This is a genomic window from Myxococcales bacterium (genome assembly GCA_012517325.1).
Classification (GTDB): Bacteria; Lernaellota; Lernaellaia; order Lernaellales; family Lernaellaceae; genus JAAYVF01.
On the sequence record JAAYVF010000058.1, the window covers coordinates 57,221 to 71,760 of the forward strand.

Annotated in this window: 10 protein-coding genes; 8 read left to right on the forward strand and 2 right to left on the reverse strand. The window is 57.5% G+C overall.

Annotated elements, in window-relative coordinates:
* Window positions 1-6: 6 nt before the first annotated feature.
* Window positions 7-3,519, forward strand: coding sequence for a PAS domain S-box protein (locus tag GX444_10190; protein ID NLH48958.1), 3,513 nt, complete (start codon window positions 7-9; stop codon window positions 3,517-3,519).
* A 68-nt stretch (window positions 3,520-3,587) separates the two neighbouring features.
* Here the strand turns inward: GX444_10190 and GX444_10195 are convergent, their stop codons facing one another.
* Complete coding sequence (locus GX444_10195; GenBank protein ID NLH48959.1) at window positions 3,588-5,186, reverse strand: hypothetical protein; 1,599 nt, start codon at window positions 5,184-5,186, stop codon at window positions 3,588-3,590.
* Between the two features lie 214 nt (window positions 5,187-5,400).
* Here GX444_10195 and GX444_10200 point away from each other — a divergent pair, with 214 nt between their 5' ends.
* From GX444_10200 to GX444_10230, 7 genes are all read left to right on the forward strand, one after another.
* Entirely contained in the window at window positions 5,401-7,134 is a 1,734-nt protein-coding gene (locus GX444_10200; GenBank protein NLH48960.1) for a CehA/McbA family metallohydrolase, read from the forward strand.
* A 106-nt stretch (window positions 7,135-7,240) separates the two neighbouring features.
* The gene (locus tag GX444_10205) at window positions 7,241-7,822 is read left to right on the forward strand and encodes a hypothetical protein (GenBank protein NLH48961.1); all 582 of its coding nucleotides are present in this window, start codon (window positions 7,241-7,243) and stop codon (window positions 7,820-7,822) included.
* 116 nt (window positions 7,823-7,938) lie between these two features.
* The gene (locus GX444_10210) at window positions 7,939-8,076 is read left to right on the forward strand and encodes a hypothetical protein (protein NLH48962.1); all 138 of its coding nucleotides are present in this window, start codon (window positions 7,939-7,941) and stop codon (window positions 8,074-8,076) included.
* A 231-nt stretch (window positions 8,077-8,307) separates the two neighbouring features.
* Complete coding sequence (locus GX444_10215; protein ID NLH48963.1) at window positions 8,308-10,746, forward strand: diguanylate cyclase; 2,439 nt, start codon at window positions 8,308-8,310, stop codon at window positions 10,744-10,746.
* A 352-nt stretch (window positions 10,747-11,098) separates the two neighbouring features.
* The gene (locus GX444_10220) at window positions 11,099-11,332 is read left to right on the forward strand and encodes a hypothetical protein (protein NLH48964.1); all 234 of its coding nucleotides are present in this window, start codon (window positions 11,099-11,101) and stop codon (window positions 11,330-11,332) included.
* The gene (locus tag GX444_10225) at window positions 11,333-11,734 is read left to right on the forward strand and encodes a transcriptional repressor (protein NLH48965.1); all 402 of its coding nucleotides are present in this window, start codon (window positions 11,333-11,335) and stop codon (window positions 11,732-11,734) included. It abuts the gene before it with no gap.
* Window positions 11,731-12,720, forward strand: coding sequence for a zinc ABC transporter substrate-binding protein (locus GX444_10230; protein ID NLH48966.1), 990 nt, complete (start codon window positions 11,731-11,733; stop codon window positions 12,718-12,720). Before GX444_10225 ends, GX444_10230 begins: the two co-directional genes overlap by 4 nt.
* A gap of 52 nt (window positions 12,721-12,772) precedes the next feature.
* On the opposite strand, the gene GX444_10235 is transcribed toward GX444_10230, so the two are convergent.
* A partial coding sequence (locus tag GX444_10235; protein NLH48967.1) for a PKD domain-containing protein occupies window positions 12,773-14,540 on the reverse strand: 1,768 nt, incomplete at its 5' end.

Below are 14,540 nucleotides of genomic sequence, written 5' to 3' on the forward strand. Positions count from 1 at the left end.
GCCGTCATGAGTGAAAAGCTGCGCATCCTGATCGTCGAGGACTCGGAGAATGACGCCTTGCTGTTGGTGCGTCACCTCCGGCAGGGCGGTTACGAGGTGGCGTTTCAACGGGTCGACGACGCTCTCACCTTCGAGGCGGCGTTGGATGCCGGGGGTTGGGATCTGGTTGTCGCCGATTACAACATTCCGGGCTTCGGTGGTCTGGCCGCGCTCCGGCTGTTTCAGCAAAGAAACAGCGACCTGCCGTTCATCGTCGTTTCCGGAACGATCGGGGAGAGCAAAGCGGTCGAAATGATGAAGGCCGGCGCCCACGATTACCTGATGAAAGACAACCTGGCGCGGCTGATCCCGGCCGTCGAACGCGAACTGCGCGAGGCGGAAACCAGGCGCGAACGCCGGCGCGCCGAGCAGGAATTGCAGCGCTCACAACAGAATTGGGCGACCATTTTTCAGGCGATCGGCCACCAGGTTCTGCTCCTCAGCCCCGACCATAAAATTCTGGCCGCCAACCAAGCCGCCATCAAGGCGATCGGCTTGTCGGAACGGGAAATGATCGGCCAGGATTGTCGGGAATTGCTGCACTACACATACCAGGGTGGCTTGCCGGAAGGGTGTCCCCTGGAAGCGGTGTGTACGACCGGCCGGATGGAAACCGTCGAAATGGAAATGAAAGCCCTGGAAGGGTATTTCCTGGTTTCGTGCACGCCCATGCTGGACGCCGACGGCAAGGTCGAAAAGATCATCCATATCGCCACCGATATCACCGCGCGGCGGCAGGCCGAGTTGTCGTTGTCCGAAAACGAGAACTACCTCGACAAAATCATCAATACGGTCGCCGACCCGCTGCTGGTCAAGGACCGGCAACACCGCTGGGTGCTGTTGAACGACGCTTTCTGCCAATTCTTCGGCTATCCGCGCGAGGTTTTGCTCGGCAAGTCGGATTACGATTTTTTCCCCAAAAGCGAGGCCGATGTCTTTTGGCGGAATGACGAACTCGTCTTGGCTTCCGGTGTCGAGAATATTAATGAGGAGAAAGTCACCGACGCGCGCGGCGTCACCCATACCATCATCACCAAAAAATCGCGTTACGTGAACGAAACCGGCGAGCCGTTCATCGTCGGCATCATTCGCGACGTGACCGAAATCAAGGCGATTGCCGACCATTTGGCGCTGGCGAAAAGCCAATTGGAAAACATCATCGAGTTCCTGCCGGACGCCACTTTCATCGTGGATCAGGACAAGCGGTTGATCGCCTGGAACCGGGCCATGGAGGAAATGACGGGGATCCCCAAGGAACAGATGTTGGGAAAAGAACATCTTCACGCGGCGACCCCGTTTTACGGCACCCCGCGAAAGTTCCTGATGGATCTGATCGGCCTGGACGATGACGACCTGGCGCAGCGGTACGATTACGTGAAAAAAAGAGGCGATGCCATTTTCGCCGAAGTATTCACCCCCGCGCTCCATCGAGGCCGGGGCGGCTATGTGTGGGCCATCGCTTCCCCCCTTTTCGATCAAAATGGAAAGGTCGTCGGCGCCATCGAGTCCATCCGCGAGATCACCGAACGCATCAAAGCCGAAACGGCGCTTCAGGAAAGCGAGGAAACCTTCCGGGCGTTGGCCGAAAACAGCCAGGACACCATCATGCGGTTTGACCGCCAGTTGCGACATCTCTATGCCAACCCGGCGGTGGAACGGGAAACCGGAATTCCGCCTGAAAAATTCATCGGGAAAACCCACGAGGAATTGGGGTTCCCGCCTGAGCTTTGTCGTTTGTGGGGCGAGGCGATCACGCGGGTCTTTGACCGTGCCCAGCCGGTACGGGTGGAGTTTCAATTACCCGCGGGCGGTTGGATCGATTGGATTCTGATGCCGGAGTTCGCCGCGGACGGGAGTGTCAAGGCGGTGATCACCTCGGCCCGCGACATCACGGAACTCAAGAAAACCGAACAGGCGTTGCATGAAAGCGAGTCGCGCTATCGCTTGATCGCCACCAACGTCGGCGACGTCATCTGGACCACCGATCTGGATCTGCATTTCACCTATATCAGCCCGTCCATTCAGCGCATGCGCGGGTTCACCGTCGAGGAAATGAAAGCGCGGACGTTGCGGGACATTCTGCCGCCGAAATCCCTGGAAAGAGCGCTCGCCTTGTTTTCCGAGGCGATGGGAGCGGATGGGGAGTGGTCGTCCGATCTTTCCCGCACGGCGACCCTGGAGTGGGAGGAATATCGCAAGGACGGTTCCTTGATCTGGACGGAAAACGAGGTCTCGTTTCTGCGCGATGATCAACAGAAGGTGGTCGGGATCGTCGGGATTTCCCGCGATTGCAGCCGGCGCAAGCAAGATGAGGAAGAGCGGAACAAGCTCGAGAACCAGTTGCGGCAATCGCAGAAAATGGAAGCGATCGGGCGGCTGGCCGGCGGCGTGGCGCACGATTTCAACAACATTCTCACCGGCATCATCGGCTATTCCGACATCTTGCTGCACAGCCTCAGCCCGCACGATCCGTCCAGCCAGGATTTGCTGGAGATCAAGAAGGCGGCGGAACGCGCTTCCCGGCTGACCGGTCAATTGCTTGCTTTTTCGCGCAAGCAAATCATCGATCCCAAGGTCATCGACCTCAATGTTTTATTGGCCGACTCCAGCGCGATGCTCCAACGGCTGGTCGGCGAGGACGTCGAGTTGCTGTTCAAGCCGGCCGAACGGATCGGCCGCATCAAGGTCGATCCGGGACAGATCGAACAGGTGCTGGTCAACCTGGTCGTCAACGCGCGCGACGCGATGCCCGATGGCGGCAAGCTGATCGTGCAAACCGATAACGTCATTATCGATCAGGGCTATCTCCAGCAAAACCCCGAGGCGATTCCGGGCGATTACGTCCAGGTTTCGGTGAGCGACACCGGCTGCGGCATGGATGGCTCGGTGCTGAAACATTTGTTCGAGCCGTTTTTCACCACCAAGGCGAAAGGCAAGGGAACCGGGCTCGGCTTGTCGACGGTTTACGGCATCGTCAAGCAAAACAAGGGCTTCATCAACGTTTATTCGGAAGTCGACCTCGGGACGACCTTCAAGGTGTATTTCCCCCTGGTTGAAGAGGAACCGGAGACGATTACGGCCGCCAAGACCTCGGCCTTGCCGCTCGGCAACGAAATGATTCTCTTGGTTGAAGACGAGGAAATGGTGCGCAATCTGGCAAAAAAAATCCTCGAACGGCACGGCTACAAGGTGTTTTCCGCCGACAGCGGCGGCGACGCCTATCTCTTCGGCAAGGAGCATCCGCGGCGCATCGATCTGTTGCTGACCGATGTCGTCTTACCGGACATCAACGGCCGGGCGCTGTTCGAACAGTTGGCGCCGCTGCGACCCGGCTTGAAGGTGATTTTCATGTCGGGTTATACGGACGACGTCATCGCCTATCGCGGCGTTCTGCAAAAAGGCCAACATTTCATCCAGAAGCCTTTTACGATCGAAACGCTCGTTCGCAAGGTCCGCGAGGTGCTGGACCTGCCCGCCTGACGGTTAAAAAAACCGACGGCCGTGGAAGGAAAAGCCACGGCCGTCGTCCGTTAAAGCTCGAATCGGAACTATTTGAATTTCAGGTAGTCGATCACGCCCACCGAGTCGTAAATCTTGTCGGCGACATCCGAGATGGTGGCGATGATCGTGATCGTGGTGGAACCTTCCGGCAACGCCACAGTGGAAATCCGGCCCAGATTCTGGTTCGGCGGGCCGCCGCGCGGCGTATCGCCGTCATTGCCGCCCCAGATCAGGTGGCCGTCGAACAGGTACGGGCCGTTGCTGTGCGGCGTCGTGCTCGTCGGGTTGTATTGCGCGTCGGCCGAACTGGCGACCTGGGCAAAACCCGCCAACGCTGAATCAGCCGCGATGGCCAGCCAATCGTTGGCCAACGCCACGTTGTTCACGGTGCGGTTCACCAGGTAATCCGGCGAGCCTTGGATGATGACCGTGAAGATGTCGTTGTAGACGCTGCCGACCCATTCCTCGTATTCCTGACTGACGAAGTCGTAGCTGATTTCCAACTCCGAAGCGCCGGTGGGCACGGTCGCGGTCAGGGTCATGGTGCAGCTCGGCACCAGGTTGCCGCCGGAAGAGACGTAAAGGTAGTACGCTTCCGTGCCGCCGGGGAACAATTCGTCGTAAGCCTCGCCGCTGATGCCGTAGATTTCGCAACTCGACGTGATTTGCCAGCCTTCCAGCGAGCCGTTTTCAAAGTCGATCGCGGTCAAATCGTCGTTGTCGTCGTTGTCGTCGTTGTCGTCGTTGTCGTCGTTATCGTCATTATCGTCATTGTCGTCATTGTCGTCGTTGTCGTCGTTATCGTCATCATCATCGTCGTCGTCGTCGTCATCGTCATCATCATCATCGTCGTCACCGGCGGGGATCGGCGGGCAGCATTCGCAGACGCCTGCATTCACCGCGTTTGTGCCGTCGGCGAACTGGTCGCTGTCGGGGGTGTCCGCCGGATCGTTGGATTTCGGGTTCTGGTTCGCGGCGGTGTCGGTAACCGGGGCGGCCAGAGCGCAGGCGCAATTGTCGTTGGAAATGGTGATCGCGCCGGGAACGCCGTCGAGCGTGGGCAGGGCGATGGTGCCGTCATCGGCCGAATAGGTGAAGAAGCCGCCGGCGGTGATGACCGCCAGCGCGCCGCTGATCGGATCGCCGTTGCATTCCACCGAACCCCGAATGTAGCCGTTTTGCACGTCGGCGTAATAAATCGCGTACCAACCCTCGCCGGATTCGCCGATCGATTCGCCGAGCTTGTCAATGGTTTCGGTGTCCAATTGCAGGATATTGTTTTTGAGGATCAGCTTGTTGGCGTAACGCAGGCGTTTGCCGAAACCGGGCAGATCGTCGACCTTGGCGATCGCGATCATCTGGTCGATTTCCGAAAGGTCGATCCCCTTGATCTCGTCGAGCAGCGACAAATCGACCTTGAAGCCGCTTTCGACCAGATTCACTTTTTTACCTTCCAATTTCGCGGCAAACAGGAAGTGCCAGCCGTCCGGCGTCGGCACGCCCAGCGCATCCTCGTCGAATTCGATTTCGAAGCCCAAGGCATCCTCGGCCGCTTCCTCCGCATCGTCCTCACTAGTACTACAGGCGGGAAGAACGACCAGCGCGGTTAGAATGAACAGCAAACCAAACCACCAATAATTTTTCATCGGCGCCCTCCTTTTTAAAAGTCCAATTCGGTTTATACCAGCGGCGAAGAGGCTAGTCCATCTGGCGAATGAGAAAGTATTATAATAAGTATGTATTGTTTTGAGGGGCCGACATCCACGGCACGGCTTAAGTTCTGGACAGATCGGGAAAATCCAATTACGCTGCAAAATGTTGAGCCGATCAAATCGTCCGTCGCATGGGGAGGGGAGAACCATGAAGCGGCCGTATGTCCTTTGGCTATCGATGATTCTCAGCGGACTCGGCTGGTGGCTGGGCGGTCCCGGTGCCGCCGTCGCCCAGGATTACGAGTTCAGCGGCGTCAAGACCCACGACGACTCCGGCGTTTACACCTATCACCCGTTCGAGGTTCCCGCCGGGGCCACGAAAATCTACGTTTCCTACGAATACACACCGGCCAAACCCGAGTCCTTGTCGGCCGCCAATCCCTGGCCAGTCGACGGCGGACGAAAACTGGGCAACGTCATCGATATCGCGGTTTTCGATTCGTTGGGTTTTCGCGGCGCCAGCGGCAGCAACAAACATTCGTTCACCATCGCCGAATCGGCCGAACACACCACGCCTTCCTATATTCCGGGCCCTTTGCCGGTCGGAACCTGGCAAATCGAATTGGGCGTCGGTTGGATCGATCCCGGCAACAGCTTGTCGTATACCGTTTCGATCACCTTGTCGGACGAAGCAGTCGGCGAGACGTTCGTGCCGCCGGATTACACGCCGGTCGTGCTGGCCGATCAGCCGGGTTGGTACAAAGGGGATTTGCATTGCCATTCGAACCACAGCGACGGCGGTTACTCCATGGAGGTGGTGGCCGACTACGCCGTGTCGCGCGGGTTGGATTTTCTGGCGATTACCGATCACAACGCCATCAGTCAGAACTATTTTCTGCCGACCGTTCAGGAAAATTACGACGATCTGCTGTTGATCCCCGGAGTGGAAATGACCGCCTACAATGGTCATGCCAACGTCTACAACTATATCGGTTACGTTCCGTATCAAGGCACCACGCCGGATTACGACGTCAACGCGGTGATGGCCACGATCCACGAGGCCGGCGGCTATTTTTCACCGAATCATCCGGCGGTGCCCAATCTTCCCGTCGGCGATTTCGCGGTCGGTCTGGGCTGGGCGTTTCCCGACACCGATTGGTCGCAGGTCGATTTCATGGAAGCGATCAACGGGCCGATGATCGTTTTCGATTTGATTCCGAACCCGGTGAATTTGCTGGCGGTGGAATGGTGGGACGCGCTGCAGAACGAGGGCCGGACCCTGACGATCCGCGGCGGCAGCGACGACCACTCGGCCGGTCACGGCGGCGGCTCGATCCCGGCGTACATCGGCCAGCCCACCACGATGGTTTACGCGACGGAATTGAGCGCCACGGCGATCCTGACGGCGATCGCGCAAGGCCATTGTTTTTTGAAGGCCGCCGGGCCGGATGGTCCGGAACTTTATCTGAATGCGAGCGACGGCCGGCAAACGGTGATGATGGGCGATACGATTCAAGGCGCGGCGATTGAATTGACCGCCCGCGTGCTGGGCGGCAAGGACACCCGGCTCGATTTTAAGGAAAACGGCCGGAACCTGAGCGGCCACCACGCAATCACCGTCGATCAGGACGATTTTTCCTATACCCTGACCCTCCAGCCGCAAGCCAACGCCCGCTATCGACTGGAATTGTGGCAAGGGCTGGAATTGCTGGCGATCACCAACTCGTTGTACGTCGAGCCGCCGGCGGATGATGACGATGACGACGATGACGATGACGATGACGACAACGATGATGACGACGACGACAACGACAACGATGAACCGGACGATGACGATAACGATGACAACGACGATAATGACAACGATGACGAGAGCGACGACGACGAACACCATTCGCCCGCGGCCGACGATGACGACGAAACTGGAGGATGCGGAATTTAACGGTCGGAAGCGAGAACCGGTTGGACCGGTGGTTAAAATAAACCGGAGAAGGCAAGAGCCGGAAATAAAAATCAACGGCACAAGGCAAAAAGGGGAGGATCGAAAAATGAGACTGAGGACCATCGTTATTCTATTGATCCTGGCCATGACCGCCGGTCTGGCGATCGTGTCCTGCGATGTCGAGGAAACGGCCAAGGATGCCGCCGGCGATCAGATCGACACCAGCTTCGACAAGGATGTCACGCTGACCCTGGAACCGGTCGAAGCTTCGGACACCGCCGCGGCCCAAACCCTGGACATGGACTGCGGGACCACCTCGGTGCGCGATGAATTGGAAAAACACGATGTGCAGGAAGATGACGTGGATATCGAGTCGATCGATTTGAACTTTGTCGACGGCATGTATTCCGAAGCCGTCTGGGAACCGGTGGAGGTGACCCACGTCAGTTGCGCGATGACCTTGACCGGCAGTATCGGCACCGTGCTCATCGTCGAAGAGGACGTGGACAAAGGCAGCTCGAGTTGGACGACGGTCGACGTCTCGGCGGATGCCAAGGCGTTCATCGATCACTACCTCGATCATCGCGACGAGGAGTTCAGTTACTGCGTCGAATGCACCGACGCCGATTCGTATTCGGTGATGTGGCAGGTGCGGATCGGGGTAACCGTGAAAGGTGAAATTTTATAACAGGCGGTTGAAAAAGGCCGTCCTGGCCTTTTTCAACCGCGCTCAACAAAAAGCGTGGTTTTTCTTTCGCTTCATTTTCAGCAACTTCGGAAGTTGCCGAAAATGGTGATCCGTCCATGGATCGCACGCCGGGTGTTGAAAAATACCCGGCTAAGTTTGAATTATCCCGTTTCATGAAGCTCACCCTGACTCCGGGTGGGCTTTTTTTTATTGTCAGTGATCGTCACGAGACAAACTTTGAAAAATCTTTTTAAAACGGCGATATAGGCGGTGTCGGGGCAAGAATGAATGCCGGTCGGGCAGGGTGAAATACACCGGTCAGTGAAAAAACTCTTTTATTCTTCAACCCAAGAACCGAATAAATGAAAGCATGCAATGGTATCCATTGGATCAGGGCGGAGAAAAGCAATCGGTAAAAAGAAACATTGAATCCTTCCGGATTTGGCCGTGAGTAAAATAAATGGTGTGGGGAGGCATTTGTTATAATGAGACTGCGCACAAAAATTCTCGTGGCGATTTCCGCCACGGCAATTGTCGCGACCGCTTTGCTGGCCTTCTTTTTTACCCGGATCGTACTGAAACACTTCACCGAACTCGAAACCGAATACACGCGTGAAAATGTCACGCAAATGGTCGACACAATCAACGATGCGTTAAACAATCAGTTGACGAAAACGACTGATTGGGCGATTTGGGACGATGCCGAAAAATTTTTGAGAGACGGTAACAAAGAATTCATCAAGAGCAATCTGCAACCCAATAGCCTCATCGAGCTGAAAATCAATTTCATTTATTACATCAAGAACTCCGGACAAATATTAAGCGCCGTGGCCGTCGATTTGGAAAAGGAGGAAATGGTACCGATCACCGAGTTGATGACCGAATCCATCTTGGGAATCTTGGCGCAACTCGATTCGATGGAGATGGAAAAGGGCGGCAAAGGTCTGACGGTTCTGGCGGACCAGATCACTTTTATTACGTCCCATCCGGTTTTGCCCAGTTCCGGCGAAGGCTCGTCGCCAGGAATCGTGGTTTTTGGCCGTTTTCTCGATCAGGATGAAGCCAACCGGCTGCAAACCATTACCAATACGGATGTCGAGTTTCTGCGCTTGGATCATCCGATGATGCCGTCGGATACGGAAGTGGCGCGACTTCTCAGAGGAAGCAAGCAGGAAATTCTATTAAAACCGCTGAATCGCTGGATGATCGCCGGGTATACCATTCTGAACGATTTTGCTGGCAAGCCGATCGTGATGCTGCGGGTGGATTTGATCCGCAATATCTACGAGCGGGGCCTGATGAGTCTGAAATACCTGGTCGGCGGCCTCGTCATCGGTCTGATTGTTATGCTGGTGATGATTTTTATTTTGTTCGATCGACTTATCATCGCGCGGTTTCATCAATTGAGCGAGTCGATGCATGAGATCGGCGTAAAAGGAAATTTATCGGGTCGATTGCCGTCGCTGGGGGCGGATGAAGTCGGGACTTTGGCCGTGCATATTAACGACATGCTGGAGAAACTCGAGAAAACGCAGGGCGCTTTGTCTTTCGAGCGGGAACAATTGATCTCGATTTTCGAAGGCATCGACGAAGCCATCTACGTGGCCGACCCGAACAGCTACGAGATTCTTTACGCCAATCAGGTTTTTAAAAACATGTTTTCCGGCGAAATCATCGGAAAACAATGCTTCCAGGTTTTACATGATTTCAAGGAGCCATGCAGCTTTTGCACCAATCATTTGATTTTGGGTGAAAATATCGGACAACCTTACGTCTGGGATTTTTACTATCCCCGACAGGGTCGGTGGTATCACTGCATCGACCGGGCGGTGAAATGGCCGGATGGTCGTTGGGTGCGGCAGGAAATCGCGATCGACATCACCGAGCGCAAACTGCACGAGGAACATCTGCAATTCATCAGTCAGCGCGACGCCGCCACCGGCCTTTACAACCAAGGCTATTTTCAGGCGCGGATGTGCGCCGTCAGCTTGCCGCCGGCCGGCATCATTGTCTGCGATGTCGACGGCCTCAAACTGGTCAACGATACGCTGGGGCACGATGCCGGCGACCGGTTGCTCAAAGCGACCGCGACGATCATTCAGCGCTGCTTCCGCGAAACCGACGTGGTGGCGCGCATCGGCGGCGATGAATTTGCCGTGCTGCTGCCGAACCTGCACCCGATCGCGAAAATCGAGGATGCGGCCGACCGGATCAGGCAAAGCCTGGCCGATTACAACGCGGCCAACCCGGAATTTCCGGTAAGCGTTTCCGTCGGCTTTGCCGCCACGGAACAGATGCCGATCGATCTGAATGAACTGTTCAAGCAAGCCGACAACAACATGTACCATCAGAAACAAACGCAAAGTAAAATCGCGCGCCACCGGCTTGTCGCCTCGTTGCTGGAGACCATGGAGAACCGCGGCTTTTTCGACCTGGAACACACCGACCGGTTGGCCGAATATGCGGTCGCCCTGGCCCAAGCGGTCGGTTATCCGTCGAATCATTTGGCGGATTTGCGACTGCTGGCCAGGTATCACGATATCGGCAAGATCGGCATCCTCGAAACGATTTTAAACAAAACGGTCTCCCTCTCCGAATCCGAAAAGGAATTCATGAAACGGCACAGTGAAATCGGGTGGCGGATCGCCCAATCCTCGCCGGACAGCGCCGCCGTTGCCGACCAGATTCTGCAACATCACGAATGGTGGAACGGGCAGGGTTATCCGGCCGGTAAAAGCGGCGAGGATATCCCGCTGGCCTGCCGGATTTTCACGGTGGCCGACGCTTATGACGCCATGCTGAGCGACCGGCCCTATCGCCAGGCCATGACCCAGGAACAAGCTTTGCAGGAATTGACGCGTTGCTCCGGCTCCCAGTTCGAGCCGCGGCTGGTCGAGGCTTTCCTGAAATTGATGCGGCCTTGAGCGGAAACCTGTTACGACATCACTTTCGGCACCGACGGCTATCCGGAAGAGATCGACGTGGACGAAGCCTGCAACGACGTCCACGAGAATTGCAAAGCCTACACGTTCGATTGCCCATAAGAGATCAAAACCCGCGGGAACCGGCATTCTGAGGAATAGCCGGTTCCCTTTTTTTATCTTTGCGATGCAACGGCACGGTTTGACTTTCCTGGGGCGGCGACGTACTTTTGTAAATGAGAATGAATTATCATTATCATCTGGAGTAACAATGGCCGTTCATTCGACAAGCCACACCGCCGCCGGACAGCCGGCGGCCAAACGAAGCATAAAAAGCCGGTTGAGCGGGCTTTGGATGTTTTTTCTGGGCTGGTTCGGCATTTCCGGTTTCCTCGTATCGACATCGACCTGCCCGTTTTGCGGCCAGACCGGTTGCCCGGTCGGCGTCGGCCAGGCGGCGGGAATCGGCTTCCTCTCTTCGTTTTTCATTTGGCTGACCGGAAGGCGAAAAACCCTGCCGACTCAAGAGGAGCCGCACCGGCACGAGCCGCCGGCCGGCGAAAACGACGGGTCACCCCGGGAGGAATGAATGGATCGACAAACCAACCAGCGCCGGGCGATCCGGGCGGTGTTTCGCGAACAGTCCCGGCCGCTCGACCCGCGTGAAGTTCTGCTTCTGGCCGGCAAAACCGCGCCGCAACTGGGACTGGCGACGGTTTATCGCACGATCAAAGCGCTGCTGGCCGAGGGATTTCTGGTGCCGGTCATCACCCCGAAAGGATCGACCAGCTACGAAATCGCCGGCAAGTCGCACCACCATCATTTTCATTGCCGCCATTGCGGGAAAGCGTTTGAAGTTCCCGGCTGCGTCGGACAACTGGCTCGGCTCGTACCGCCGGGTTTTGTGCTCGAGGATCATGAACTGCTGCTGTACGGCCGGTGCTTGGCCTGTCGGGAGCAAGCCGTCCCCGGAAAAAGGAATCGACCATGAACCGCCGTCGTCCCCGATTGGCCTATCGTTTCCCGATCGTTTTTATGCTGCTGTTGTTCCTGGCGGCTTGTCAGCCGTCGAGCGCGCCGGTTCCGGAACCGGCCGGCAAACCCTGGCGCGTCGTCGCCACGGTTTTGCCGCTCGAAAACCTGGTTATGGCCGTGACCCAGGGAGCGGCAGAGGTCGAGGTGCAAGGCCTGTTGCCGCCGGCGGGAGGCTGTCCGCACGACTACAGCCTGACGCCGGGTGATCTGAAAAAACTCGAAGCGGCCGACGCGCTGGTCGTTGTGGGTCTGGATTACGAACCGTTTCTCGGCAAGCTGGCGGAAAATTTCGGCAATCGGTTGCCGGTGATCGTCGCGTCGGACGGGGTGGAAGTCCTGGCCGCGCCCGCGGACGCCGACGAAGAGGAAAAAGCCGACCATCCCGGCGAAGCCGAACATCACCACGGCGAGCACGAACATCATCACGGCGAGGTGAACGATCACCCGTTCGTCAGCCCGAAACAGGCGGCGCTCATGGCGCGGACCGTCGCCGTCCGACTGGCCCAATTGAACCCGGAGAACGCCGCCGTTTACACCGCCAACGCGGAAAAACTGGCGGGTGAATTGACGGGCATTCAAACCGATCTGGCGGCGTTCGTCGCGACGCTGCCGAACAAACAAGTCGTCGTTGTCGATCCGATTTTTGGGTATTTGCTGCGGGATATCGGCCTGGAAACGGCGGCGGTGCTGGTGCCGCATCATCAGGGCGCCTTGTCGGCCGGGACGTTGTCGCGACTGTCCCGGAAATTCCAGCGGCAGGTACCGGCGGTCGTGCTCAACGAAAGTCAGTTCGACGCCCGGGTGGCGCAAACCTTCGCCGCGGAAATCAAGGCGAAGGCGGCGACGATCAGTACGCCGTTCGACACCGCGCCTGGCCCGGCGGCCTTCGTCGAACAAATGCGGAAAATGGCGGGAGAGCTAAAGGCGGCGCTCGGTCGCTAGCGAAAAATCCGTGCCTGCCGCCGGATGAACGCCCCGGTCGCTTCAGGGCCGTTCAGCAGCCGCAACCGCCGCCGTCGTCGTTTTCGCCGTTGTCATGGTCGTCGTTGTCATTATCGTCGTCATCATCGTCGTCGGTGGTATCATCGTTGTCGTCGTTATCGTCATTATTGTCGTCATTGTCGTCATTGTCGTCGTTGTCGTCATTATCGTCGTCATCGTCGTCATCATCGGCGCCGGCGACGTGAATGTAGTCGGTTTTGACCATTTCATCCGTGCCGAACGGCCCGAGAACCTCGAGCACGACGGTATAATCTCCCGGTATTGAATAGGTATGAGTCGGCATCTGCTCTTCCGACCAATAGTCGTCGCCGAACCGCCAATGGTAAATGTTGACGTAACCCGTGGAACGATCGGTGAATTGAACAGGCTCGCCGACGGAGACGTTGAGCGGCGCGGCTTCGAAATCGGCGATCGTCGGTTGCACGACGGCGATGAAATTGTTTTTCACCATCGAATCAGGGCCGCGCGGACCGTCGATCGTCAGCCGGACGGTATAGAACCCTTCGCCGGCATAGGTATGAGCGGGATTGAGCGCCGTGCTCGTTTTGCCGTCACCGAAATCCCATTGCCGGGAAGTCGGCTCGCCGCGTGAGGCATCGGTGAATTGGACCTCGCCGCCGGGCAGGACAAATTGCGAGGCGACGGTGAAGTTGGCCAAGGGCGGGGGTGATCCCACGGCATCCAGATCGAAACCGGCGACCGTGAGCCGTGAACGTTTCGACGTTGCGGGCTGTGTCGTATCCCGCACTTGCACATAGCGCACCACGGCCAATCCGGCGTCCGCCAAATCGAACTCGGCGGTGCCGAGGCCTTCGCCGATCAACGTCCAGGGGCCGTAAGGTTCCGACGAACCGTAAAGCGCGAAAGGCTCGTCGCCCTGGGTGTCCAGTCCCTCGTAAACCGCGATATCCGTACCGGGGCCGTCGGCGATCCCGGCGACGCCCAGATCGAAAACGGCAGTTTCCAAATCGCCGAGCGAGTAAAAGATGCCGTCCGGCCGGCCGAGCATCGGGTAGCCGATCAGCGGATTGGGCGGATTGACTTTATCCATGGTGCAATCGATCAGCCGCTCCGCGAAGGTGGTTGCGCGCGCGGCTGGGGTCAGGGAAATCGTCAACTCGGTCGGCAATCCCTCGGCGACGCTGACGAGGCGATAGTCCTCTTCGTAACCGTTGGCCGTGACCTTGAGGGGATAATCGGCGGGCCGCAGGTAATTGTGAAAATCGCCGACGTCCGGATCGTTGTAAAACGGCAGGCGCGTGCCGGATTGCAGGACGGCGGCCACGGGCGCCAGGCTTTCAACGTCGACGACTTCGCCGTGCAGGCCGAAACTCATTTCCTCGATCATGCTCAGCACCGCCGGTCGTTGCGCTTGGAGTGCCAGGTAGGCGATCGGCCACGGACAGTCTTTACAGATGGTCAGTTCGATTCCGGTGCCCAAAAAACCGTCGAGACCCAGCATTTCATCCATGGCGGTATTGTACGCGGCGCCGCCGAGCAGTTGCGAAGCCTGTCCCCAGAGGTTCATCGCGGAATCGGCGGCGCAATACCGACTGCCGAGGTAATCCAATTCGCGCTCTTCGGGCGCATTTTCGTAATGATAGGCCCAGGGGTAGATGAAATAGACGGCGCCGGAATGCGCACTGGCGCCGAATGCGAAGGGTTGCCCGCGACGCCAGACGGCGGCGAGAGCCTGGGTTTCCGGTTCGGAGTGCGGGCCCTCGGTAAATAATAGCAACCAGAAGTAGCCGAAATTGCGA